Consider the following 25633-nt stretch of genomic DNA (forward strand, 5'->3'; position numbering starts at 1 on the left):
GCAGGTCAGACGTCGAGCACGATGAAGGCGATGAAGCGGTCCTCGTGCTCGCGAATCTCCAGCCCGTGGAAGGTGGCGGCCTTCACCGCGGTCTTGAGCACCTCCGGCGTGAAGCCGCGGATGCGGGCGTGCAGCTTCCGCTCGGCGAGCGTGTCCACCACGACGTGCGTGTAGACGCGCTTCTTCATGTCCGAGCGGGAGATGAGCTCGTTGAGCCAGTCGACGAGCAGGGCCTCGGTGTCCGCCGCTTCGAGCGTGAGGTGCTCTTCCTCCGCGCCGGACGGTGGCTCCGGCGGAGACTCGCCGAGCATGACCTCGGCCAGTGCGTACCCCGCCTCCTCGAAGAGCTCCGCCAGATCGGTGCCCTCGACGCGGATGCGGACCTCACTGGTGTGCGGCTCGAACTGCCAGGTCCCCGTTTCCACGCCCCCTCCCCGGTTGTGGGCTGTCACTTCAAGGTGGAGGCGACTGTGGGCGGATGCCACCCGGCACGGGGCGCCCCTAGCTTGAAGAAGACCGGTGACCAGGCCGCGTCGGGGGGATGCCATGTACTTCGAGGACCGCGTCGATGCGGGCCGGAGGCTCGCGGAGCTGCTGCTCGAGCATGGCTATTCGGGAGAGAACACCCTCGTCATGGGACTGCCTCGCGGGGGCGTTCCCGTGGCCTACGAGGTGGCGTCCGCACTGGGCACTCCCCTGGACGTCTGGGTGGTGCGGAAGGTGGGCGCGCCGGGCTTCCAGGAGCTCGGGCTGGGCGCGGTGGCGGAGGGAGGAATCGCCTACCTCAACCGCGAGCTGATGGAGGAGGTCGGCGCCACGGAGGAAGAGGTACGGGACACGGTCCGACGGAAGAGCGCCGAGGTGAACGAGCGCGTGGCGCGCTACCGCCAGGGCGCCCCGGCGCCCGCGCTCGAGGGCAAGGTCGTCATCCTCGTCGACGACGGAATCGCGACGGGAGGCACCTTCCGGGCTGCCATCCAGGCGCTCCGCCTGCGGCATCCCGGTCGCATCGTGCTCGCCGTCCCGGTCGCCGCCTCGCAGGCGCTCGCCGAGCTGCGACCCCTGGTGGACGACGCGGTGTGCGTGTTCCCAACGCCAGCGCTGTACGCCATCGGCCAGTGGTACTCGGACTTCCACCAGGTGCCGGACGACGACGTGGTGGACCTGCTGGAGCAGGCCCGGCTCAACCTCCGCCCTCGGTGGCCTGGCCCACCCATCGAGCCCGCGCACGTCTAGTTGAGCCCTCTGTGAATCGCCCCGGCGCTCCGTCAGTACATGGAGCGCCGGGTGAAGCCGGCGAGCGCGGCCAGCGGCAGCACGGAGCGCGTGAGGTACGGCAGGCGCCACATGCCGCCATGGTTGGCGCCCTGCATGATGAGCTCCAGCGGGTGCCGCAGCGGCACGCTCGGGTTGGAGAGCGCGTCGGGGTTGCGCAGGTCATGCACCCAGAGCGCCGCCATCAGCGCGTTGGTGGTGGAGGGCTCGAAGATCTCCACGCCGAAGCTGCGGGCGCCCCGGAAGCCGGCGGCGAGCAGCGGGTTCTTCACCACCGAGTGTGTCGCCGTGGACGGCGCCACGTTGATGGACACGCGCTGCCCCCCCGCGCGGGTGACGATGGCCCGCCACTGCTGCAGCCGCTTGGCCAGCGCGTAGTTGGGGCCCTGCTGGAGGACGATGCAGTCCACCGTGCCGTAGCGCTGGCCGTTGCTGCACTCGATGATGCGGCCGGTGTTCGGCTGGTACAGCGCGCCACGGCTCACCCCGCGCAGCGTGGCCTGGGCCGTGCGCCCCACCATGCCCCGCTGCGCGTAGCGGGCGGCCACCGCGCGCGAGACGTCCTCGGGCACGGCGAACACGTCCGTCGGCGTCGCCATGTACGCGAGCGACGTGCCGAATCGCGCGGCGCCGAGCGCGGTGACGATGGCATCCATCGCCACCGTCACTCGCACATGCCGCTCGCCGTCGAGGTACGCCAGCGAGGCGACATCCAGGTCCCCGGAGAGCGCCCGCAGCCAGGCGACGATTTCCGGCGACTGGGTGAGCAGGTCCGCGCCCGCGTGGGCACGGACATGCTCAGCGCCCTCCCCTGCCGGCGCGCTGGAGGGGACTGGCGCGAGGAGCCGTCCGTTCCCCGTGGACGCGAGCTCGACGAGGCGCTGCCACACGCGAGGCCGCTGGAGGTCCACCGCGGCCACGTTGGCGCGCCAGCGCATGAGCCACGGAAAGGGCCCCGCCTCCGACGCCGCGCCGAGCAGCACCATCGTCCGGTCCGAGAGGTCCAGCCACGCCGGGTTGCGCTGCACCAGGCGCAGCGCCTCGGCATGCGAGGGCTCGATGACACCCGCGCGCTCCCACGTCTCCAACTGGCGCAGCAGTGCGTCGCCGGAGAGGCTCTGCCCCCGGTACGGCACCTCCCACGTCACGGGCGCCGAGCGCTCACGACCTTCGAGCGTGGCGGTGCGGAAGCCCTCGCCCACGGGCGAGGCCATCGCCGTGTCGAGGGTGAGGGGCTGTCCGTCGCGCCAGAACTGGAAGGCGCGCCGCGTCGCGTCCAGGCCGGCGCGCGCGATGGCGAGGGCATTCTCGGGGCTCTCCAGCGAGCGCTCCACCAGCAGTCGCACGTAGTGCGGGTAGCGCTCACGCCAGCGCTTCTCCGCGCGCAATTCCCGCGAGGCGTCGGCGCCGATGGCGTCGAAGGCGGCCTCGAAGACGGCCCGCGCCGTGTCGCTGGTGCTGCGCCGCCCGTCCGGAGTGGACGGGAACTGGATGCCGCTGTCGGTCGTCATGCTGTCCCCTGGTTCGCGGCGGCAGCATGTACCGGTGCCCGTCGCAACGTTCAATGGCGGAGTGCACGGGTGACGCCTTCCCACCGGGACGAAGGCACTGCGCCGCCACCGGGAGTACCGTCCGAGCCATGGCCCGCTTCCTCCTCGCCACCATTCCCCTCACCGGCCACTTCAACCCCGGTGCGCCCATCGCCCGCCGGCTCGTCGAGCGCGGGCACGAGGTGCGCTGGTACACGGGCAGCATCTTCCGTCCCAAGGTCGAGGCCACCGGGGCGCGCTTCGTGCCCATGCGGGCCGCGAGGGACTTCCACGACTCCACGGTGAATGACGTGTTCCCCGAGCGCGCGGCGCTGGGCGACTTCGCGAAGCTCAAGTTCGACCTCACGCGCTTCTTCATCGACTCCGCGCCCGGACAGGTGGCGGACCTGGAGGCCGAGCTGCGGGACTACCCGGCGGACGTCCTGGTCTGCGACACCGGCTTCGTCGGCGCGTCCGTCCTCCAGGAGCGGCGAGGCCTGCCGTGGGCCGCCTTCGGCATCACCGCGATGACGGTCGGCAGCGCCGACACGGCGCCCTTCGGCCTGGGACTGATGCCCATGAGCACGCCACTCGGCAGGCTGCGCAATCGCGCGCTCGCCTGGGGCCTCAACCACGTCCTCTTCCGCGACGTCAACGCGCACCTGCGGCGCATGCGCGCCGGGCTCGGCCTGGCCGCCACGCCCAGGCCCATCTTCGACGTCCCCGTGTCCCCCTTCCTCTACCTCCAGGGCACGGTGCCGTCCTTCGAGTACCCGCGCGGAGACCTTCCCCCGCAGGTCCACTTCATTGGCCCGTTCCTCCCCGAGGCCCCGGCCGACTGGAAGCCGCCCGCGTGGTGGAACGAGCTGCGCGAGTCGCGCCGCCCCGTGGTCCACGTCACGCAGGGGACGCTGGCGACGGAGGAGCCGCACCTCCTCCTCGCCACGCTCCAGGCGCTCGCGGACGAGGACGTGTGGGTGGTGGCGGCCACGGGAGGCCCACCGGTGGAGTGGCTCGGTGCTGGCCCCTTCCCCGCCAATGCCCGCATCGAGCGCTTCATCCCCTACGCGCACCTGATGCCGCACGTCTCGGTGATGGTGACCAACGGCGGCTATGGCGGCGTCCAGTGTGCCCTCGCACAGGGTGTGCCCCTGGTGTGCGCGGGCACCACGGAGGAGAAGCCGGAGATCGCCAACCGCATCGCCTGGACGGGTGTGGGACTGAACCTCAAGACGAAGACGCCCACGCCCGAGCAGGTGCGGCGCGCGGTGCGCACCGTGCTCGCGACGCCGGACTTCCGGAAGAAGGCCCAGCGGCTCCAGGCGGAGATTGCCACGCACGACGCGCCCACCGAGGCCGCCGTGCTCCTGGAGCGGCTGGCGGAGACGCGCGCGCCGGTGCTCACCTCACGTCAGTGAACCAGGCCCCGGGGTCTCCCGGAGCCGCAGCGCGCCGGCCACCCGCAGTGCCGCCACCACGTCCGCCGAGCTCCCTGGCAGCGCACCCGCGGCGTCCAGCGGCGTCCCCTCCGAACCGGCCGCGAAGGCGCTCGCCTCCTCGGGCGTCGCGGGGCGCCAGAGCCCCGGTACTCCAGGCGCGACGAGGACGGGGTACCGCCGCGCTTCAGGCTCGGGCAGCGGCGCCTGCTTCAAGAGAGCCCCGAGCACGGCCTCGGGTGGCGCGTCGAACAGGATGCACGCGGCGGACGGGTGCCGCTCCAGCACGGCCCCGGGTGCCAGCTCGGGCACGGTGCCGCCGTGAGCGGACGCCGCGAGCTTCAGCGTCCACAGCGCGCGCTCCAGCTCCGCTATCGGCCGCACGTGAGGCGCCGCCACGGTGCGCGCCACGAAGTCCAGGAACGACAGCCCCTCGGCGATGAAGAAGAGGGTGAAGCACGGCACCTCCCGAAGGTAGTCGCGCAGCACCGCGTCCGCGCTCCCGCCAAGCGCCATCAGCGTCAGCCGCGCGGACCGCCCCACGCGCTGGTGTCGCCACCACCGGGGCACCTCCGCCGTCAGCGCGAAGCCGGGCGAGCCTCCCACCTCACGCAGCCAGTGGCGCTCCTCCTCCGCCAGTGCCCGCCCATCCAGCGACGCCAGCACCGGGGCCGCGTCCCGTCCCGACGAGCGCGCCTCCACCAACTGCCCGAGCGCGGCCTGCCAATCACGCAGCGCCATGGCGCGTCCCCTTCTCCGCCAGCGCCAGGTGCCAGTGCCATATCGCCCGTGCCCGCTCGACCTGCCGGAGCACCGCTTCCGGCGCCATCCGAGCCTCATCCAGCAGCTCATAGCTGATGCCCGCCAGGTGGGGCGCGCGCGGCACCAGCCACTCGAGCAACTCCCACACCGGCTCCGGCACCGCATGGCTGTGGACGTCCATCAGGAAGCCGTTGTGCGTGTCTCCCCCGGCGATGTGTACCTGCACCACGCGGTCCAACCGCAACCGGCCCAGTGCCTCGAAGGCGTCGAAGCGGTGGTTCACCGCGTTGCAGTGGAGGTTGTAGAGGTCCAGCAGCAGCCCGCAGCCGGAGCGCTCGACGAAGTCATTGAGAAAGCCCACCTCATCCCGGCCGCCCTCCGAGGGCAGACCTGGCAGGTACCAGGTGAGGTTCTCCAGCAGGAATGGCACTCCATAGCGCCGGGCCAGCGCCGCGCCCCTGGGGACGATCAGCTCCAGCGCCTCCTCCGTGAAGGGCAGCGGAAGCGGAGTGCCCACGTTCAGCTCACCGCCGCCGGGAGCTTCCACCGTCAGGAATCCCAGGTGCTCGCTGTGCCAGGGAAAAGGCCGCAGCGCGTGCAGCGCGTCCAGCAGGTCCAGGTACGCCGTGTTCCACCCATGCGCCGAGCCGATGGACAGCCCCAGGCCGTGAACCACGACGGGGACGCCTTCCGTGTCGCGCAGCGCCTGTTCCCAGCGCGCGGGCTGTGGCACCAGCCGGCGCGCGCCGCCGGAGAACTGCTCGTGGCAGAGGATGTCCGGGCTGAGTTCGAGGAAGTCCACAGCGCCCCGGCACGCCTCGACAGCGGGCGCGCCAGGGATGTACGTGAGCCCCACGCCCAGCCGGCGGGGCGGAACGAAGTCATCCGGCTTCCAGGTTGAATCCATCCCGCCGGCCATGGCGCGTCAGAAGCCCGCGGTCCCGAAGTCCTGCACCAGCGTCACCGGCTCCACCTGGTCGCCCAGGTAACCGGTGTTGAGCACCAGCTCGCGGATGATGCCGCGGTCCTTGAGGATGCCGCCCAGGCCGCAGTTGGGGCAGCCGCTCGGCTTGATGAGGTCGTCGAGCGCGGCGTGCAGGTCGGCCAGCGTCGGCGGCGACTTGTTGTTGAAGACCACCTTGGTCCGCACCGCCGCGAGCGGCAGCGTCACGGGCTTGCCGCACAGGCCCGTGGTGGCGGCCTCCGCCTTGCCCACGGTGGCGACAAGGCCCGCCGCGACAGTGCCGGTGACCACGGTCTTCATGAAGTTACGGCGGTCCGCCGAGGGCGCGCCCTCGGGCTTCTCGTCATGCTTGTCCATGTTGGCTCCTGTGGTGTTGCGATGGGATACGACAGGAGTGCGCTGAAATCTGGTTGCAAATGCGCCCCCCGTCGTTGAACGGCGACCCCGGAAATTCTTCCCCGGATTCGTCGAACGTCCCGCACGCCGCACCGCGGCTCGCCCATGCCGGGCGAAGTGTGGCCCGGTGGCCACGGGCTCGTGTCACTCGCGGACCACGGGTGGCATCGACCCGGCCAGCCGCCGGCTCACGAGCGCGGGCGGCTCGCCACATTTCGCGCTGGCCCGGGGCCTGCAATCCCCCGGGCACACCCCGAAATCCGAGGCCCTCGTTCCATGCGAGTCCTTCTCGCCACGCTCTCCGTCTGCCTGCTGTCCCTGACGGCCACCGCGCAGCAGCCGCCGTGTCCCACGCCGCCGTCGCCGCTCAGCCCGGGCGCCATCTCCCAGGGCACGCTGGTGGCCCGGCTGCGCCAGCACGCGGACGCCACGGGCTGCCCGGACACCGCGCCGCGAACTTTCAGCCTCCAGCACACGGAGGTGGACGCCGAGGTGAGCGGCTTCCTCGCCTCCGTCACGGTGACGCAGGTCTTCGAGAACCCCTACACGGAGCCGCTGGAAGCGCTCTACGTGTTCCCCCTGCCGGAGAAGGCGGCGGTGGACGGCATGGAGCTCGTCATCGGCGAGCGCATCATCAAGGGCGTCATCCAGACGCGCGAGCAGGCCCGCGCCACCTACGAGCAGGCGAAGTCGGAGGGGAAGACGGCGGCGCTGCTGGACCAGGAGCGTCCCAACGTCTTCACCCAGTCCGTCGCCAACATCCTCCCCGGCGAGCGCGTCCGCGTGCGCATCCACTACGTGGACCGGCTCCCCTACGAGTCCGGCACCTACCGCTTCACGTTCCCCATGGTGGTGGGCCCCCGCTACATGGGTGGCCAGGCCCTGCCCTTCCGCCAGGGCGAGGGCACGTCCGCGGACACCACCGCCGTGCCCGACGCCAGCCGCATCTCTCCGCCCGTCCTCCCGCCCGAGCTGCGCGAGGGCCATGACATCCAGGTCAACGTGCGGCTCGACGCGGGCCTGCCCATCCAGGCGCTGCGCTCCAGCTCGCACCGCGTGGAGGTGGCGCGCGAGGGCCGCGGCCGCGCCCGCGTGCAGCTGGGCCGCGACGAGCGCATTCCCAACAAGGACTTCACGCTGGAGTACACCGTCGCCGACGCGCTCATCCGCCCCGCCGTCCTCATGCACCGCGAGCCGGGCGCGGACCACGGCTACTTCCTGGTCATGCTCAACCCGCAGCTCCAGCCCTCCGACAAGGAGGTGGTGCCGCGCGAGCTGTACTTCGTCCTCGACACCTCCGGCTCACAGTCGGGCCTGCCCATCGAGAAGTCGAAAGCAATCACGGCCGAGGTGCTCCGCCACCTGAACCTCGAGGACTCGTTCCAGGTGCTCGACTTCAACACGGTGGTGAAGAAGTTCGCGCCGACGGCGGTGCCCGCCACGCGGGAGAACGTGGAGCGCGCCCTGCCCTACGTCGCCAACTTCTGGGGCGGTGGCGGCACGGACGTGCGCGCCGCCACGCAGGAGGCCATCGTCCCCGCCAACGACCCGGCCCGGCTGCGCATGGTGCTCTTCATGACGGACGGCCTCATCGGCGGAGACGACGACGTGCTCTCCACGCTGCAGGAGCACCTGGGCGAGCAGACGCGCATCTTCACCGCCGGCGTCGGCGAGGGCACCAACCGCTACCTGATTGCGAAGATGGCCGAGGTGGGCCGTGGCAGCTCCACCTTCGTCAACCTCCGGCGCCCCGAGGATGAGGTGGCGCGCGAGTTCGAGACGCGCATCCGTGGCCCGGTGCTCACCTCGCTGCGCACGGAGCTGGACGGCCTGCCGGTGGCGGACGTGTACCCGAAGGTGCTGCCCGACCTGTTCAGCGGCCAGCCGCTGTTCCTGGTGGGGAAGTTCCACGGCACGGGCGAGGGCGTGCTGCGCATCTCCGGCCGGGTGCGCGGCATGGAGCGCCACTTCGAGGTGCCGGTGAGCTTCCCTGAAGCCGCCCCGGAGAACTCCGCGCTCCGGAGCCTGTGGGCCCGGCAGCGGATTGAAGAGCTGACCGTCGAAGGCTATCGGGGCGAGTCGCCGGAGGTCGTGCAGGGCATCACCGCCACCGCGCTCCAGTACGGGTTGATGAGCAAGTACACGTCCTTCGTCGCGGTGGAGCAGGTGGCGCGCACGGCGCCGGGCGGCGAGTCGGTGAAGGAGCTGGTGCCGGTGCACCTGCCCGAGGGCATGTCCTACGCGGGAGTCTTCGGGGAGCTGAGCCGCGAGGAGATTCCACCGGGAGACCCCATCATCAGCGTGCGGGCCCCGCGAGACGCGCGCAGGGTGACGGCCTACTTCCCCTTCGGCCTGGTGAAGCCGCTGACGTTCGATACGGTGACGGGCGGGTGGCGGGGCCGGTTCCTGGTGCCGCTGTCGGTGAAGGACGGTTACTACGAGGTCGTCATCGCCGCCGAGCTGCCGGATGGACGGGTGCTGCGCCGCGAGGTGCGCTACCGGCTGGACTCGAAGGGCAACGACTTCGACGTGACGCTCTCCTCGATGGAGCTGGCCCAGGGGGACACGCTGAAGCTGGAGGTGGATGCGGTGGAGACCACCAAGGAGGTCAGCGTGTACGGCGAGCTGTTCGGCGAGGAGCAGCGCCTGCTGGAGACGAAGGATGGCCTGCGCTTCTCCGGTGAGCTGAAGGTGCCGTGCGACGCCGCGCCCGGGGAGTACGAGCTGGTCTTCGTGGCTCGGGACCCGGCGGGCAACCGGTTCGAGCGGCGCGAGAAGGTGCGGGTGCACGCCACGGTGCAGTAGTCGCCCGCTCCGTCAGGCCGCCGGCTCCTTCCCTGGGGCCGGCGGCCTGCTGACTTCCGGCCGCACCTGTGGCCGGAGGGTGACACGGAGGGCTGGCCCGCGGTTCGCAATGAGAGGGAGCCATGTCCATCGCGCTCTCCGTCGTCACCGCCGCGGCGCTTGCCGCCACCGTCACCAACACCGAGACGGTGCATGACCTGGAAGCCTTCGCCGGTCATGTCGTTGCCTGCACCGAAGGGGGGCTGGAGCTGTTCTCCCCCACCGGCAAGCCCGTCCGGGTGCTCACCGTGGAGGATGGACTGCCGAGCCACTTCTGCCGCGCGCTGGAGCGCACCGGGGACCAGCTCTTCGCCGCGACGGATGAGGGACTGGTCTCGCTCGACGCCCGCTTCCAGGTACGGCCCGTGCTGGACGTGCGGTGGCATGCGCTGCCTCCCGCTGACGGCGCGAGCACCGGTGAGTACGAGGCGCGGCTCGGGAAGCTCGCGGCGTCGCTGCCTCCCGGCTCCACGTACACCGCGCTGTCCACACGCTTCGCGGGCACGGCGGACGGGCGCGTGCTGGAATTGGGCACGGCGCGGATGTGGCCCGTCCCCGGACCCGTGCGCTTCCTCGCGGAGGAGCGGCGGGGCCTGAAGGTGGGGACCAGCGAGGGCGCGTTCTTCATCGACATCAGCGGGAAGCTGGCCTCCGCTGTCGACGTGCCCGTGGGCCCGCTGGAGTATGCGCGCACCGCCGGGGGCGAAGTGACGCTCCTCGGCTCGCGGGGCGACGCGAGGACGTGGAACGGGGAGCTTCCCGAAAGAGCCCTCGAGCAACCCTCGGAGCTGCCCATGGGTGCCACGTCGATGAGCGGCGCTGCGTGGGTGGGGACGCGCGACTCGGGCGTGTACCTCCGAGCCGCGGGAAGATGGCAAAGGGTGACGCCCACAGGACAGCTCTGCGGGAACCATGTCACCGCGCTCACCCGGCACCGGGGGCGGCTCGTGGTGGGGACGTTCGACCGGGGCGTGTGCTGGCAGCGCGACGACGGCCGCTGGCAGTCGTTCCGCACGCCCGCGCTCCCCAGCAACATGGTGCTCGGCGTTGTCAGTGACGGGGAGCGCCTCTACGTGGCCACGACCTACGGGCTGGGCCTGTACGACGGAAAGGTGTGGACGCAGGTGGCGTATGGCGGGCGCAACCCCGTGGCGCTCGGAAAGCTCTCGGTGCTCGCGGCCGTGCGGATGGACAGTGGCGTGGCGCTCGTGGACGGGCGTGGCGCCTCCATCGTCGCGACGGGTGGGCAGACGTTGTCCCTGGTGGAGCGACTGCCCATCCCCGAAGGCTGGAGTGACCACCCCTACGTGGCGGACGGCGCGGGCCGCTTCCTCTGGGTGGCCAGCGAGGACCGGGGCCTGGTGCGCTGGGATGGCTCGCGGTGGCAGCGCTTCCACGACGGGAGAGACCTCACGGACAACTGGGTGACGGCGCTCGCCACCGACGCGGAGGGGCGCGCCATCGCTGGCACCTGTCAGGACGGCTTCAGCTACTTCGACGGCTCGCGGTGGACCCGGGTGCGTGAGTCGGAAGGGCTGCCCTCTCGCGCCATCGTCGCCACGGCGCTCGTGCCAGGGGGCGCGCTCATCGGCACGCTGCTCGGCGCGGCGCACTTCGACGCCACGAAGGGAGTCGTGCGCGCCCTTCCCCGGCTCGCGGACCCGCGCGTCTACGCCATCCTCGTGGAGGGTGGGTCCGCCCTCTTCGGCACGGAGGGCGGATTGTCCTGGTTGGCCTGGAAGGAAGCTGCCCTGGAGTCGTAGCCAGCCGGGCGCCGGGACCGCGCGGACTGGCACATGGCGCGCGGGGCCCTCCATGCCCAGCCTGTAAGACGAATCGCTCTTCCAACCCCCGAGCCCCCCGGATGCCCAGCGCCACCCCCATGCGCGACCGTACTCACGCACTGCGGCTGGCCGCGTGGGCCGGGCTCGCGCTCAGCGGCATCCTGCTGGTGCGCCTGCTGGCGAGAGACCTCCCGAGCGCCGCGAAGGCCACGGGCCTGCTCGGCCCCGTCTTCGCGTTCCTGGCCAACCAACCCTTCGTGCTCCTGTTCGCCACGGTCGCCGTGGGCTACGCCCTGGGCCGGATCACGCTGTGGCGCTTCAACCTGGGCGCCACCGCGTCCACGCTCATCGTGGGCCTGGGGCTCAGCCTTTGGGCCAGCCTCCGCGGCGTCACCTTCTCCGTGCCGGACTTCGCCAGCACGCTCTTCTTCAACCTCTTCATGTTCGCCGTGGGCATGAAGGTCGGCCCCCAGTTCCTCTCCGGCCTGCGGCGCGACGCGCGGGCCTTCATCGTGTTGGGGCTGCTCGTCCCCCTGCTCTCCGCGGGCCTGATGGTGGGCCTGGGCGCGGTGCTCCACCTCGCCCCGGGGCTTACGCCGGGAATCTTCGCTGGCGCCAACACCGCCACCGCGGGGCTCGGCGCCGCCAAGGACGTATACCTGCGCGAGCACGCGGGCGACCCCACCGTGCTCGCCAACCTGTCCACCGCGTTCGCCTTCGGCTACTGCGTGAGCCTGGTGCTCTTCGTCTTGATGATGAAGGTCCTCCCACGCTGGTTCGGACGAGACGTGAAGCGTGAAGCCCGGGCGTACCAGCAAGAGCTCGAAGCAGGAGAGGCGCATCCGCTCCCCGGCACGGCCCTCGCGCTGGCGCCGGAAGCCGAGTCGCTGGAGGTGCGCGCGTTCCGGCTGGAGAACCCGGAGGGAGAAGGGCAGACGCTCGCGCAGCTGCGGGAGCGCTTCCCGCGGGTGGCCCTCGAGCGGGTGCAGCGTGGAGGGCAGCCGCTCGACTTGAGTGATTCGCTGCGCCTGCGGCCCGGCGACCTGGTGGTGGTCAGCGGCCCGCTGGCGGCCATGGTGAAGGCCACCCAGGTGGTGGGTCCCGAGGTCCCGGACGCCGTGCTCCGCGCGGTGGGGTTGGAGACCGTGGAGGTGGTGGCGCAGACGGAGCGCTCCGTCGGCAAGCGCGTGGGCGAGCTCATGCGGACGGTGGGGCACGGCTTCTTCCTCAACGCACTCTTCCGCGGCGGCGCGGAGATTCCCCACGGCCCCGAGACGGTGGTGCGGCGGGGCGACGTGTTCCGCATCACCGGCAGCCAGCTGCGCATCCACCAGCTCGCGGAAGCGCTGGGCGGCCGCGTGGTGCGCCCCAGCATGGCGACGGACATCGTCACCCTGGCGCTGGGCCTGTCCGTCGGCGCGTTCCTCGGAACCCTGCCGATTCCGCTCTTCGGCCTGAAGCTGAGCCTGGGCTCGGCCGTGGGGTTGCTCCTCACCGGCATCGTCCTGTCCACGCTCCGCACCCGAGACCCGCGCCTGGGAGGCCCCTTTCCCGAGCCCGCGCGGCAGCTCCTGGAGGACCTGGGGCTGAACGTCTTCATCGCCGTCACCGCGCTCAATGCCGGCGCGGGCGTGATTCAGTCCGTCCGCGCCGGGGTGCTCGGGCCCATCGCCATCGGCACGCTGGTGGCGGGACTGATTCCTCCCGTCATCGGGTGGGTGGTGGGCCAGTACCGCTACCACATGAACGCGGGGCTGCTGGAGGGCGCCATCGCGGGAGCGCGGTGCAGCAGCCCCGGCCTGCGCACCGCGCAGGAAGACACGGAGAGCACCGTCCCCGCGCTCTCCTATCCGGTGACCTTCGCCATCAGCAACATCGTGGTGACGCTCGGCTGCTACCTGCTGGCCAGCCTGGATTGAGGAGCCCGACATGCAAGCGCATGAGGCAGAAGACAAGCCGCTCGAGATGCTCAGCCCCTTCGAGCTGAAGGACCTGCTCATCGAGATTGCCGAGGAGTCCATCCGCACCCGAGCGGCGGTGATGCTGAACGCCGGGCGCGGCAACCCGAACTGGATTGCCACCACGCCGCGGGAGTCCTTCTTCCTGCTCGGCTCCTTCGCCATGGCGGAGGCGCGGCGCACCTGGAACGAGCCGGACGTGGGGCTCGCCGGCATGCCCCACTCGGTGGACATCGCTCAGCGCTTCCAACGCTTCCTGGACGCCTGTCCACCCGGGCCCGGGGTGGAGCTGCTGCGCGGAACGCTCGAGCTCGGCGTGCGGGAGCTGGGCTTCGAGGCGGACGCGTTCGTCTGGGAGATGGTGGACTCCCTCACCGGTGACAACTACCCCGTGCCGGACCGGATGCTGGTGCACGCCGAGCGCATCGTCGAGGCCTACCTGGCCAGGGAGCTGTGCGCCGGACGTCCTCCCCCGGGCCGCTTCAAGCTGTTCGCGGTGGAGGGTGGCACGGCGGCGATGAGCTACCTGTTCCAGTCCCTCTGCGCCAACAAGCTGTTGAACAAGGGCGACACCATCGCCCTGGGCACCCCCATCTTCACCCCATACCTGGAGATACCGCACCTGTCCGAGTACCAGTTCAACGTGGTGCCCATCGAGCAGAGCGAGATGGACACGGACGGGAGACACACCTGGCAGTACCCGGACGAGGAGATAGACAAGCTCGCGGACCCGCGAATCAAGGCCTTCTTCATCGTCAACCCGGCCAACCCGGGGGCGGTGGCCATCCGTCCCCGGACGCTCGCCCGCGTGGCGGAGCTGGTCCGCACCCGGCGCCCGGACCTGCTCATCCTCACCGATGACGTCTATGGCACCTTCGTCGAGGGGTTCCGCTCCTTCGCCGCGGAGCTCCCGCACAACACCCTCCTGGTCTACTCGTACTCGAAGCACTTCGGGTGCACGGGGTGGCGGCTGGGCGTGGTGGCGATGCACGAGCACCACGTCGCCGACACGCTGCTCTCCCAGCTGCCCGCGGAGACGGCGTCCGAGGTGCACGACCGCTACCGCTCGCTGTCCACCCACCCGGAGAAGCTCCCGTTCATCGACCGGCTGGTCGCGGACAGCCGCTCGGTCGCGCTGAATCACACCGCGGGGCTTTCACTGCCCCAGCAACAGATGATGATGCTCTTCTCCGCGTTCGCGCTCCTGGACAAGGACGACGCCTACAAGAAGCGCTGCAGGCAGATCTGCCACGAGCGCCTCGCGGCGCTGTTCCGGGGGCTGGGGGTGGAGCTCAAGCCCAACGAACTGGGCACGGCGTACTACCAGACGCTGGACCTCGAGGCCTGGTGCCGCAAGCACATCGGGGAGGACTTCATGGACTACGTGCAGCGGCACCGGGACCCGCTGGACGTCGTCTTCGCGCTGGCCCGGCGCTACGGCACGGTGCTCCTGAACGGGAGCGGCTTCCATGGGCCACCGTGGTCCGCGCGCGTCTCCCTGGCCAACCTCGAGGACGAGGCGTACCCGCAGATAGGACGGCACCTCAAGGAGCTGGTGGAGACCGCCGTCGAGCGGTGGAAGCGAGAGAAGGACCAAGTCCACTGAGGAGGAGCCTGTCATGCGAGCTTTCCATTCCCCTGTCCTGAGGGCGCTGCCGGTAGCGCTGTGCGCCCTGGCCTGCGTCGCGTACGCCGCACCTCAGGCCCCCGCGGCACCGACCCCCGCGACGCCGCCCGCGGCGACCGAGTCCAGGCCCAGGCCCAAGCCGCGCGTGCACATCCTCGCCACCGGAGGGACCATCGCCGGCGCCCAGGCGAGCCAGAAGGAGTACGGCTACAAGTCGGGCGCGTTCAAGGTCGAGGACCTGATAGCCGCCGTCTCGAACCTCCAGGAGCTGGCGACGCTGTCGGGCGAGCAGGTCGCCAGCATCGGCAGCCAGGACATGAACGACCAGATCTGGCTGCGCCTGGCCCACCGGGTCAACGAGCTGCTGCAGTCCGATGACGTCGACGCGGTGGTGATTACCCACGGCACGGACACGATGGAGGAGACGGCGTACTTCCTCGACCTCGTGGTCAAGAGCACCAAGCCGGTGGTCCTGGTGGGCTCCATGCGACCGGCCACCGCGGTGAGCGCGGATGGCCCGGCCAACCTCTACAACGCCGTGGCGGTGGCGGCGGACCCGGGGGCCTGCAACCGCGGAGTCCTGGTCGTCATCAACGATGAGGTCCACGCCGCGAGGAACGTGGAGAAGATGAACACCACCAACGTCGAGGCCTTCAGCAGCCCCGAGCGGGGTCCCCAGGGCCTCGTGAACACGGGCAAGATTGCCTGGTTCGAGCGCATGGACAAACGCAACACCGTGCGCTCGGAGTTCAGCGTGGAGAAGCTCCAGAAGCTGCCCCGCGTCGACATCCTCTACGCCCACGCGAACATGTCCGCGGACCTCATCGACGCGGCGGTGCGCGGCGGCGCCAAGGGCATCGTCATTGCCGGCGTGGGGGACGGCAACATGACGGAGGGTGCCCTGGCGGCGCTCGAGCGGTGGGCCAGACAGAAGGGACTCCTCGTCGTGCGGAGCACGCGCGTGCCCACCGGCATGGTCCTGCGCAACAACGAGGTCAATGACGACAAGGCGGGCTTCGTGGCCTCCGGTGAGTTCAATCCGGCCAAGTCCCGGGTGCTGGCCCAGCTGGCGCTGACCGAGACCCGGGACCCGAAGCGGGTGCAGCAGATGTTCAACACGTATTGAGGGAGGGCCCCCGAGTCATGAACAGACCCGGGGGCCGTCGCGCCAGCTCTCAGTACAGGTAGTCCAGCGCCGTGATGTCGGAGCTGGTCCACTCGCCGGTCTCGGTCGACCGGAAGCAGGAGTTCATGATGGACCCGCCCACCACCGCCGTGCTCGGCGTGCCGGGGATGAGGATGGCGCCAATGCCGCCGTCACCCTCGTTGCTGGCGCCGCCGCCGCAGCTGATGGCGCGGTTGTAGTAGTCCGTGTGGCGGAAGCCGATGCAGTGGCCCAGCTCGTGGGTGATGACGTGCTCGTTCACGTCAATGCTGTACTTGTTCAGCCCGGTGCCGATGTTGATGTCGGTGTACGGGAGGCCGCCCGCGGGGAAGCCCGCGGAGCCGCCGGTGCCGCCCGCGGTCTTCGCGATGATGGTCGCGGTGCAGCCGGCCACCGGACCGCGCACGAACCGGATGGCGAGGTTCCGCTGGTTGTAGTTCTCGATGGCCAGGTCGAGACCCGCGCTGAGGTTGGCGTACCTGTTGAACTGGGCCGTGGGGTTGACGCAGATCGTCGTCACGAGGCCGGTGTTGATGAGGTTGGTCGTCCGGTACTGCTCCTTGCCCCCCGCGCCGGACGCGATCATCTCCCGGGACGCCTCGAGGCTCACGCGAGCGTCGCGCCCCGCGTACACGGCACCATCAACGACCTGGATGTCGTCGGCCTGATACCCGGCCTCGACCAGGTTGGCGATGATCTCCTGGTTCTCCATCTCCGGGTCGGTACCGCAGCCAACCAGCAACGCGCCACAGCTCACCGCGAGGACTGCCGCCTTCTTGAGCATTTGTTCTTCCTCTGATTCGGGGGGACACGCCGCCTGAACTTCCCATCAGCCGCGGACAGCGTGCCCTGCCACTGAGCAAATGCTGGACCAACCGGGAACCCACGGGAAATCGCCCGCATCCGGGAGGTGCTTGGAGCGCCAACACCCCAGGCTCCGGGGTGCTGACGTAAAGAGATGTGACACCCGGAGATACAAGGGGTTGACCTGACTGGCTTTATTCCTCGGGGCGCGGGCATCCCAATGCCGGACAGTGGTGTCTTTGAATAAATCACCGACTTTTGGGACTGCAATCACAGATAAATACTCGGAGTGCGGCCACAAGATCAACGGTGTTTTCTGGACGGACGGGAGGCAGGGGTTCGCGATGGGCGCTCCCTGCGTGGCCTCATGACAGACGCGATGGCGAGGGCGACGGCGACGAGAGCCGCGGCGACGGTGAACGTGAGCCGCATGCCGGCCGCAACAGCCTCGGGACGCGCGGTCATGATGTTCGTCGTCGCCGAGCCGAGCGCGAACACGGTGCCCATGACGGATGCGCCGGTGATGAGCCCGAGGTTGCGCGCCAGGTTGATCATGCCGGAGATGACGCCCCGCTGGTCCGGCTGGATGTTCGTCATGACGGCGGTGTTGTTGGCCGCCTGGAACAGCGCATAGCCGGCGGTGATGACGACGAGCGGGGCGACGTAACCCGGGACGCCGAACCGCGTCGGCACCAGGGGCAGGATGGAGGAGCCTGCAGCCATTCCGATGAGCCCGGCGAGGGTCATCCGGTGTGCGCCAAACCGGTCCACGATGCGGCCGGCCGGCACGCCCGTCAGCGCGGCGACAATCGGACCGGACGACATGACGAGCCCGACACGGGCTGCGTCGAGCGCAAGCGCGCCGGAGAGATAGAACGGGCCCACCACCAGCGTCGCCATCACCACAGTGGTGACCAGAGTGCTCATCGCGAAGCCCGCGCTCAGGACCGGATTCCGGAACATCGCCAGGCGGATCAAAGGTGACGCGGCTTTCACCTCGGCGAGCGCGAAGAGGCCGACGCCGAAGACGGCCGCGAACAGCAGCGTCACGTTGAGCAGGCCGAAATTGCCACGCCCCATCGTCATGGCGAGCGCATAGGCCGCGAGCGACAGGGCCAGCAGCAGCGTCCCCACGAGGTCGAAGCCGGTCCGCTCCGTCTTCGTCCCCTGTCGATCAACGGGCAGGAAGCGATGCGCGAGAAACAGGGTCAGGATGCCTGGCGGTACATTGACGAAGAAGATGGCCGGCCAACCGAGCCCGGCGATCAGCACACCGCCGAGCGAGGGACCGAGCGCGGTGCCAACGGCGGACATCGTGCCGAGCAGTCCCATGGCGCTCCCCGTCCTTGCCTTCGGTACCGTCTCACCGACGAACGCCAGGGTGAGGGCCATCATGATGGCCGCGCCAAGGCCCTGCGCCGCCCGGGCGGCGATCAGCAGCCCAAGCGTGGGGGCGACGCCGCACAGGACCGAGGCCACCGTGAACAGGAAGATACCGGCCAGGAGCAGCCGTCGGCGGCCGGTGAGGTCGCCGAGCCGTCCGACGCTGACGATCAGCGTGGTGATGGCGAGCAGATACGCGAGGACGATCCACTGGACTTGCTGGAAGGAGGCGGCGAACGCCCGCGCCAGCGTGGGCAGACCGACATTGGCGATGCTGGTACCCAGCGAGGACAGCAGCATGGAGAGCGAAAGGCTGGCCAGCGCCTGGCGAGCCGAAGGAGCGCGTTCCGCACTTCCAGCGACTTCCTCAGTTCGTGTTGCAATGATTGACTTCAAAATGACCTCCGCTTTTGACAGCTCTCGAAATGGAACTGCCTGAACCATGCTCCCTTGTCTGACATGGCGGAAGACGCACCATTTGCACTGTATCCGTGCGTCTGACGCCATCTCACGAACAGGCCGTGCTACAACCCATGCATGTCGCCCCCGGACCTGAACCTGCTGGTCACTCTCGATGCGGTGCTCGCGGAAGGGAGTGTTGCGCGCGCAGCCCAACGGCTGCGGCTGAGCCCGTCGGCGATGAGCCGCGCGCTTTCGCGCTTGCGAGAGACGACGGGTGATCCACTGCTGGTCAGAGCCGGACGAGGTCTCGTTCCCACACCCCGAGCGCTCGAGCTCCGCGAACGGGTCCGTCAGCTCGTTCAGGACGCGGAAGGGGTTCTCCGCCCCGCGGAGAAGCTCGACCTCGAGCAGCTCGTCAGGACGTTCACGCTTCGCACCCGCGAAGGCTTTGTCGAGAACTTCGGACCGGCGCTCATTGCTCGCGTCGGCGAGGAGGCGCCAGGGGTGCGGCTCTGTTTCGTGCAGAAGCCAGACAAAGAGAGCACGTCTCTTCGCGAGGGGACCGTCGATCTGGAGACTGGCGTGGTGGGGAAGACGACGGGTCCGGAGGTGCGTGCACAGGCGTTGTTCAGGGATCGTTTCATTGGCGTCGTACGGATGGGGCACGCGCTGAGCCAGGGCAGGATCACCCCTTCCCGATATGCGAAAGGCAGACACATCAACGTCTCGCGGCGGGGGCTCGACAAGGGACCGATTGATGAAGCCTTGAAGCCGCTCGGGCTGGAACGAGAGGTCGTCACGATTGTCGGTGGCTTTTCGACCGCGCTGGCGCTCGCTCGGGCCTCTGACCTGATCGCCACCGTTCCCGACCGGCAGACCGGAAACCTGCGCGCTGGATTGCGTGGGTTTCCCCTTCCCTTCCCCGTGCCGGAGGTCACGATCTCATTGCTCTGGCACCCTCGGCTGGATGCCGACCCTGCGCATCGCTGGCTGCGCGGCCTCGTTCTGGAGACCTGCGCGGCGCTCCGCTGAAGGGCACGGGCGACACCTGCCTGCGACCTTCCGCGCCGACGGGCTCCGTCGCTACCGTGAACGACGACTCCAATCCCCGGGGGGCACGCGTGGTTGGTGAGGGGACGCGTCGGTGGTAGACGCTCGGCCACGATGAAGGCCCCCGACGAAACGTCCCACGCTCCCGCCGCCGCCCTGGCTCGTGCCGTGACGTGGGCCCGGCGACTGGGGGGCGCAGGCGCCATCATCCTCTTCGGATTGCTCGTCGCCCGCGCCACCTGGTCGCTCAACCCCCAGACGCCGCAGGTCCCCCTCTACAACTCGGACTGCGCCATCCCGGTGATGATGTGCAACGCGGAGGGGTGGAGCCTCTTCGACTTCTACTACTACGGGCAGGATCGTTTCGGTGCCTGGCCCTTCCTCTCCGCGCGAGTGGTGGGACACCTCTTCGGCTTCACCTGGACGTACCTGCACCTGCACGCGTGGCTCACCGCATGGCTGCTCGGAGGCGCCTTCGTCGTGGGGGCGCTCAGCCGAGGCTTCCGCCTGCTCGGGGCCGGCCTCTACACCGCCGTCCTCCTCGCGAATACGCCCCTGCGCGGCATCCTCTTCGAGCTGGCCCAGGTGTACCCGTGGCAGCTGACGGCGCTCCTGCTCGCGTGGTGGAGCCTGCGCCAGGACAATGAGCTCGTGAGGACTCACGAGGGCAGCGCCCCGCCTCGCCGCACCACCCGCCTCTTCCGCGCGCGCACCTTCCTGTTGTCCTTCCTCTCCATCTGGACGTCCACCGTGAGCGGCCCGCTCCTGGTCATCCTCGCCACCGCGGAGGCGGTGCGTGCGCGCCTGCTCGCCCCGGGCCTCTTCGAGGGCCGCCGCTTCTGGCGGCGCTGGAGTGGAGCGTTGTCGCTCATCGTGGCGGCCGTCGTGGTGGAGAACCTCATCCGCTTCGGCTACCGGGACTTCGCCAGACACCGGTTCGGCCTGCCCTATCGCACCCAGGTGAGCATCGACTGGGAGTACCTGGGCCAGAACGCGCGCGTCATGGCGGACAACCTGTCTGGCCTTCCGTTCCTGCCGTGGCTCGTCGTGGGCACGGTGGGCGCCTGCGTGTCCACCGCCTTCCTGTGGCGCACGCTGCGCACTCGCGCCATTCCGGACGCGCTGCGGCTGGAGGGCGCGGTGCTGGTGCTGGCCACCTGGCTCCTCGCCGCGGCGCACGTGGTGCTGCTCACGGTGATCGACCACGTGCGCAACAACGATTACTCGACCCGCTACTACGCGCTGCTGTTTCTCTTCGGCACCTTCAGCGGAGCGCTGACGGTGGCGCTCGGCATGGGGATGGTGCCGGGGCTGTCCCGTTGGCGCCGCCACGTGTACACCGCACTGGGTGCCACGGCGCTGGCGGGCAGCGCGTGGGCCCTGCCTGCCCCGGTGCCAAACCCTGGCTTCCTCGAGCTGGAGGCCGTCGCCCGTCGCCTCGAGCAGCGCAAGCCAGGAGTGCCGCTGCTCGGCAGCTATTGGAACACCTATGTCATACGCTCGCTCCAGGGAGAGGGAGCGTTGCTCCCCAGCCCGCACGAGCACGAGTACCGGCGCACCGTGTGGTGGGATCGCGAGCTGAAGAACCACCCCGAGGTGCTGGTGGAACACATCGAGTTCCCCGCCTCCGGCACCGCCGAGAAGCCCGAACCGTGGATCTTCCAGTACGGAACGCTGCTGCGCCTGGTGCAGCCCCGCTGGGAGACGGGGGCCGGACGGACCTTCTCCCTCTACCGCAATGCGCTCACCGAGGGGCAGCCGCACACCCAGGGGCCGGCGCTCGCCGAGTGGAACCTGTGCATGCCGGGGGCCTCCGTCACGCTGGGCTTCACGCCTCGCGCACGAGCCCTGGTGCTGGTGGCGGTCAACGGTGCCACTCCGCCGGTGACGCTCACCGCGGAGCCGCTCGTCGTGGAGGGCTCTGGCGCCACACCCGCGCCCATCCCCTTGCGCACCGTGGATCGGCTGTACAGCGGAGTGGTGGACGGCGGGGGTGCGATGCTGCGCGGCGTGCGCCTCACCGTCACGGACGAGCGTACCGGCAAGCCCACCGACTGGCTCTGCCATGCCGAGGCCAGCTTCGTGTTCGAGGCCGGGGGCGCTGCGCTGCCTTGAAGTGTTGAACAAGAAGGGACTGTCCGCTCCTGCACTCCGGCTGCATCAGTAAATAATGTTCATCATGATTTCACTGCCAGCGGGCCGGGTGGGCTGACAGAACCCGGGCCCCGTCCTTCGCGAGATGAGGGGGCCATGGAGGCCCCGTCCGGCGGAAGGCGGCGGAGACGGACACCATGTTGATTGGAATCGCCCCCCACCGGAAGACCGCGCTGCTCGCGGCCCTGGGAGTTGGCCTCGCTTCGCTGCTGGGCTGTGACGGAGGAATGGAGGCGCCCGAGTCCGCCGAGCCGACATCCGCTCCGGCGGAGACGCTCACGAACACCGCGGCGGACCTCTACGTGGCCTCCACGACGCTGTGGCGGCCGATGACCGTCCCGGTGTGCTGGGAGAACCCGGGTGCGGACGCCACGCAGCGGCAGTGGGTGCGCAATGCGGTGGCGCGCACGTGGGAGGCGCGCTCGGGCGTACGCTTCACGGGCTGGGGCACGTGTCCGGCTTCGTCCACGGGCATCCGCATCAACATCAGCGACGTCGGGCCGCACGTGAAGGCGCTGGGCAACGGGCTCAACGGCATGGCCCAGGGCATGGTGCTGAACTTCACGTTCAACAACTGGAGCACGTCGTGCCAGAGCCAGCTCCAGTTCTGCATCGACGCCATCGCGGTGCACGAGTTCGGCCATGCCCTGGGCTACGCCCACGAGCAGAACCGTCCGGACCGGCCGTCCACCTGCACCGAGCCCGCGCAGGGCTCCTCGGGTGACTGGCTCATCGGGCCGTGGGACCTCGGCTCGGTGATGAACTACTGCAACCCGAACTGGAATGGGAACGGCAACCTCAGCGCCACGGACGTCCAGGGCGCGCAGCTCACGTACGGCGTCCCCTGGGAGTCGCTGGGTGGCGGCTTCCTCTCCGGCCCCGCTGTCAGCTCGTGGGGCGCGGGCAGGCTGGACCTGTTCGGTCGCGGCCAGGACAACCAGCTCTGGCACCTGGGCTTCAACGGCGCGCAGTGGGTCGGCTGGGAGGCGCTGGGCGGCTCGCTCAACGCGGATCCGGCGGCGGTGAGCTGGGGTGCCAACCACATCGACGTCGTCGGGCGGACCACGGACAACTCCTTCATGCTGAAGACGTGGACGGGTACGCAGTGGAGCGCGTGGGCATCGCTGGGCGGCGGCTTCAACTCGGGCCCGGCCATCGCGTCGTGGGGCGTGGGGCGGCTGGACATCTTTGGCCGCGGCACGGACAACGCGCTCTGGCACAAGGCGTGGAACGGCTCGCAGTGGGTGGGCTGGTACTCGCTGGGCGGCAATCTCACGTCGGACCCCGCGGCGGTGAGCTGGGGGCCCAACCGCATCGACGTCGTCGCCCGTGGCGCGGACAACTCATACATGCACACGGCGTGGAACGGCTCCGTGTGGAGCGCGTGGACGTCGTTGGGCGGCGGCTTCTCCTCGTCGCCGGGCATCGCCTCCTGGGGGCCGGGCCGGCTGGATGTCTTCGGCCGTGGCCTGGACAACCAGCTGTGGATCAACTCGTGGAACGGCTCCGGATGGTCCGGGTGGCAGTGGCTCGGCGGTGACCTGACGTCGTCGCCGGATGCCGTGAGCTGGGGCTCGGGCCGCCTCGACATCTTCTATCGCGGCCCGGACAACACCATGCGGCACTCGGCGTACAGCAACGGCTGGTGACCAGTCCCCCCTGATGGAGAGGGTTCCCGCGTAGTCTCCCTCCTCGAGCCACTTCCCCAGGTAGGCGATGAGCGGGTCCACGGACTTGAAGCTCGGAGTCATGAAGCCCGCTCCGGAGGGCTCACAGAACTCGCTGTAACCGGGTCCGCAGTCCTGGAACAGCCAGCCCTGCTCCCTCATGAAGTCGTCATCGAGCCCTTCGATGCGTCCCGCGAGGAAGACGGGCCTGGGCACCTCCTCCGGGCTGCTCATGATGGGAAAGTCGATGCGAAGGTTCGGAGTCCCGGGAGGCGCCGGGCTGTCGACGTTGTGCCCTCGTGGCATCACGTGGATGGGGCGGCGGCCATGCCCCGTGAGCACGACGTCTCCCCTGTGCCCCTGCGACGTGGCCGTGTGCTCGAAGCGCAACCGCACCGAGTACCCGTCATACGTCCCCGCCTTCGTGTGGACGTCCTCGAGCCGCCCCAGCTTCGGCGAGGGACGCACGATGCGAGGCGCGCATGCACTCAGACAGAAGCTGGCGGCGAGGCCCAGGACGAGCAGGAGGCGTCTCATGACGGAGGAGTCTTCCGTCCGCGGTCCCCCCTGCGCAAATCATGGAATCATCATGACTGCATGCGGGGCCCGCGCCCCCGGGTGAGGAGTGCACGCTCACTGTTCGGAACCGTCGGGAGCTGGGGGCGGAACGCTTCCGGGGTCCGCATGAGCGCCTACCGGAGACGGACGATGGCGAAGCGGATGGTCTCCCCCGGCACGGGCCGGATGGAGTCTCCCGGCCCGAACTGGAAGGTGGCCGGGGCCCCGCTCGCATCCATTCCGAAGAGGATGTAGCCGGCGCCCACGCCCCCGCGCGGCCGGGTGTCGTCTCGGAGGTCCGGATAGGAGCGGCAGTCCACGTCCTGCTGGCGGGCAGCCGCGCGGGCGTCGGGGGCCAGGCTGGCCTGCACTGCGTCGCACCCGTAGTGCCTCAGGGAGGAGGAGTCGAGCGCCAGGACGAAGACGTGCGAGTCGTCCAGCGGCACCGGCGGCGCGGCGACGATGAGGATGTGCCCGGTGTCGCCCCGCATGTGCTCGGGGCGGGGCTGCTCGCACCAGTCGCCGATGCACCACACCACGATGTCCCCGGGACGGACGTCCGCGAGGCGGACGATGCGCTGGAAGGGCGCGTCCGCGGGCAACTGCGAGAAGTAGCTCCAGTAGACGTGGGCGCGCGGGTAGGGAACGTCCCGCTCCTGCGGGTCGCGGCCCTTGAAGGACTGCACGGCCTGGATGTAGCGGACGTCGGGGAGCTGCTCGAGGTTGTAGGACACCCAACCGGAGCAGTCGGCGGCGATGGACAGCCTGCCCCTCTCGTCCACCTGGACGTCGGCGCCGCGCGCCTCGCCCTCGTGCAGGTAGCGGGTGGAGTCGAGCTCCCGGACGAGCGCCTGGGCATCTCCCAGAAGGCGCATGCCGGGCGAGGGGGGCTGGGCGAGGGCAGCGGCGGCACCGAGGGCGCCGAGGAGAGGGGCGAGCAAGGCCATGGCGCTCATGCATCGGCTCCAGCCAGAGGAGTGGGGAAGGCCCGCACGTGGCGCCTACCGTCTTCCAAGGTAGTGTCCTCCCACGCCCGCGGCGAACGCGACGCTGCACGGCCGAAGCCGCCTCCCGAGCGGCCACGCGGGCGAAGCGGGCCGTGCTCGAAGGGGCGGCCTACTCTTGGGGCATGAAGACCGCCAGCATCCTCGCCGCCACGCTGCTCTCAGGGAGCGCGGCGCTCGCGAAGTCCTCGTCGGACCTGCAGGTGCGCTCTCCCCAGGGCACCTTCAGCGCACACGTCACCCAGCAGAACATCAACGGCCCAGGGCTCCAGCTCGAGGTGACTCCGGAGTCCATCCGCGGGCAGTCCACCGGGCGCCCGGTGGACCTCACCCTCGCGGATGGGCGGATCCATGGCACCGTGGGGCAAGCTCCCGTGGACCTCCAGCTCCGCGAGCGGACCGAAACCCTGGAACTCAAAGGCACCTTCGCCGGGCAGCCCTCGGAGCTCCGGCTGAGCCACGAGGAGCTGGCGGGCAACGTGGGCGACTGCGGGTACGAGCTCACCATCGAGCGCAACCGCCGCTGGTACGAAGGCCGGCGGACCTGTGGCTCTGGCCCCCAGACCCCGGTGACAGTGGTGATTCCCTCCGAGCTCAAGAAGGAGCCGGGCGAGCAGCTCATGTCCGCGCTCGCCATCTTCCTGTCACAGCCGCGCTAGGAGTGTGTTGCCGTGAGGCGCAAGGGGCCGGATGAAGGGCACTGAAGTTGCCCCGGTTCCGCCTCCGGACCCGCCGCCGCGGGTCGGCTCCGTGGGCGTATTGGCGAGCACCTGGTTGATGACTTCGGTCAGGCCGCCGAGGTCCCTGGTGCCCGCCATTTCGATGAATCCCCTCGACGTGTAGTGGCACGCAGCCAGGACATGCACTCCTC

19 protein-coding genes are annotated in these 25633 nt (G+C 69.9%); 11 read left to right on the forward strand and 8 right to left on the reverse strand.

Annotated features, from left to right (window positions below):
- Positions 1-5 precede the first annotated feature (5 nt).
- Positions 6-425 (reverse strand): archease, encoded by a 420-nt coding sequence (locus tag G4D86_RS02550; protein WP_163988958.1) that lies wholly within the window; start codon positions 423-425, stop codon positions 6-8.
- Between the two features lie 121 nt (positions 426-546).
- Between G4D86_RS02550 and G4D86_RS02555 the strand changes: the two genes are divergently transcribed.
- A complete protein-coding gene (locus tag G4D86_RS02555) occupies positions 547-1236 on the forward strand; it encodes a phosphoribosyltransferase (protein WP_163988959.1) in 690 nt (229 codons plus the stop codon).
- Positions 1237-1268: 32 nt separating this feature from the next.
- On the opposite strand, the gene G4D86_RS02560 is transcribed toward G4D86_RS02555, so the two are convergent.
- Positions 1269-2786, reverse strand: coding sequence for a hypothetical protein (locus tag G4D86_RS02560; protein WP_163988961.1), 1518 nt, complete (start codon positions 2784-2786; stop codon positions 1269-1271).
- A 128-nt stretch (positions 2787-2914) separates the two neighbouring features.
- Here G4D86_RS02560 and G4D86_RS02565 point away from each other — a divergent pair, with 128 nt between their 5' ends.
- Entirely contained in the window at positions 2915-4222 is a 1308-nt protein-coding gene (locus G4D86_RS02565) for a glycosyltransferase (protein ID WP_163988962.1), read from the forward strand.
- Here G4D86_RS02565 and G4D86_RS02570 read toward each other — a convergent pair.
- The 3 genes from G4D86_RS02570 to G4D86_RS02580 are packed head-to-tail and all read right to left on the reverse strand — an operon-like array spanning position 4211 to position 6323.
- Positions 4211-4981 (reverse strand): hypothetical protein, encoded by a 771-nt coding sequence (locus G4D86_RS02570; protein WP_163988963.1) that lies wholly within the window; start codon positions 4979-4981, stop codon positions 4211-4213. The two genes, G4D86_RS02565 and G4D86_RS02570, sit on opposite strands and share 12 nt — an antisense overlap.
- Entirely contained in the window at positions 4968-5909 is a 942-nt protein-coding gene (locus tag G4D86_RS02575; protein ID WP_163988964.1) for an MbnB/TglH/ChrH family RiPP precursor modification enzyme, read from the reverse strand. Before G4D86_RS02575 ends, G4D86_RS02570 begins: the two co-directional genes overlap by 14 nt.
- A gap of 18 nt (positions 5910-5927) precedes the next feature.
- A complete protein-coding gene (locus G4D86_RS02580; protein ID WP_163988965.1) occupies positions 5928-6323 on the reverse strand; it encodes a twin-arginine translocation signal domain-containing protein in 396 nt (131 codons plus the stop codon).
- A gap of 315 nt (positions 6324-6638) precedes the next feature.
- Between G4D86_RS02580 and G4D86_RS02585 the strand changes: the two genes are divergently transcribed.
- The 5 genes from G4D86_RS02585 (at position 6639) to G4D86_RS02605 (ending at position 15701) form a co-directional block, all read left to right on the forward strand.
- Positions 6639-9167 carry a VIT domain-containing protein gene (locus G4D86_RS02585; protein WP_163988967.1) on the forward strand — a complete coding sequence of 843 codons (2529 nt, stop codon included), beginning with the start codon at positions 6639-6641 and terminating at the stop codon, positions 9165-9167.
- A gap of 122 nt (positions 9168-9289) precedes the next feature.
- Complete coding sequence (locus tag G4D86_RS02590) at positions 9290-10969, forward strand: ligand-binding sensor domain-containing protein (RefSeq protein WP_163988969.1); 1680 nt, start codon at positions 9290-9292, stop codon at positions 10967-10969.
- A gap of 119 nt (positions 10970-11088) precedes the next feature.
- On the forward strand, positions 11089-12909 hold the full coding sequence (locus G4D86_RS02595) for an aspartate:alanine exchanger family transporter (protein WP_163988971.1): 1821 nt from the start codon (positions 11089-11091) through the stop codon (positions 12907-12909).
- Between the two features lie 10 nt (positions 12910-12919).
- Positions 12920-14554 carry an aspartate 4-decarboxylase gene (aspD, locus tag G4D86_RS02600; protein WP_163988973.1) on the forward strand — a complete coding sequence of 545 codons (1635 nt, stop codon included), beginning with the start codon at positions 12920-12922 and terminating at the stop codon, positions 14552-14554.
- A 13-nt stretch (positions 14555-14567) separates the two neighbouring features.
- The gene (locus tag G4D86_RS02605) at positions 14568-15701 is read left to right on the forward strand and encodes a type II asparaginase (RefSeq protein ID WP_163988975.1); all 1134 of its coding nucleotides are present in this window, start codon (positions 14568-14570) and stop codon (positions 15699-15701) included.
- Positions 15702-15750: 49 nt separating this feature from the next.
- Here G4D86_RS02605 and G4D86_RS02610 read toward each other — a convergent pair whose 3' ends face one another.
- Positions 15751-16524 carry a zinc-dependent metalloprotease gene (locus tag G4D86_RS02610; RefSeq protein WP_163988977.1) on the reverse strand — a complete coding sequence of 258 codons (774 nt, stop codon included), beginning with the start codon at positions 16522-16524 and terminating at the stop codon, positions 15751-15753.
- A 323-nt stretch (positions 16525-16847) separates the two neighbouring features.
- Positions 16848-18323, reverse strand: coding sequence for an MFS transporter (locus G4D86_RS02615; protein WP_240360000.1), 1476 nt, complete (start codon positions 18321-18323; stop codon positions 16848-16850).
- Positions 18324-18464: 141 nt separating this feature from the next.
- Here G4D86_RS02615 and G4D86_RS02620 point away from each other — a divergent pair, with 141 nt between their 5' ends.
- From G4D86_RS02620 to G4D86_RS02630, 3 genes are all read left to right on the forward strand, one after another.
- A complete protein-coding gene (locus G4D86_RS02620; protein ID WP_163988981.1) occupies positions 18465-19361 on the forward strand; it encodes a LysR family transcriptional regulator in 897 nt (298 codons plus the stop codon).
- A gap of 132 nt (positions 19362-19493) precedes the next feature.
- Positions 19494-21494 (forward strand): hypothetical protein, encoded by a 2001-nt coding sequence (locus G4D86_RS02625; protein WP_163988984.1) that lies wholly within the window; start codon positions 19494-19496, stop codon positions 21492-21494.
- A gap of 176 nt (positions 21495-21670) precedes the next feature.
- Positions 21671-23182, forward strand: coding sequence for a DUF8189 domain-containing protein (locus tag G4D86_RS02630; RefSeq protein WP_163988986.1), 1512 nt, complete (start codon positions 21671-21673; stop codon positions 23180-23182).
- Between the two features lie 710 nt (positions 23183-23892).
- Here the strand turns inward: G4D86_RS02630 and G4D86_RS02635 are convergent.
- Positions 23893-24714 carry a hypothetical protein gene (locus tag G4D86_RS02635; RefSeq protein WP_163988988.1) on the reverse strand — a complete coding sequence of 274 codons (822 nt, stop codon included), beginning with the start codon at positions 24712-24714 and terminating at the stop codon, positions 23893-23895.
- A 173-nt stretch (positions 24715-24887) separates the two neighbouring features.
- Here G4D86_RS02635 and G4D86_RS02640 point away from each other — a divergent pair, with 173 nt between their 5' ends.
- Positions 24888-25421, forward strand: coding sequence for a hypothetical protein (locus G4D86_RS02640; RefSeq protein WP_163988989.1), 534 nt, complete (start codon positions 24888-24890; stop codon positions 25419-25421).
- Positions 25422-25633: the final 212 nt, after the last annotated feature.

Origin of the sequence: Pyxidicoccus caerfyrddinensis (assembly GCF_010894405.1) — a bacterium.
Taxonomy (GTDB): domain Bacteria; phylum Myxococcota; class Myxococcia; order Myxococcales; family Myxococcaceae; genus Myxococcus; species Myxococcus caerfyrddinensis.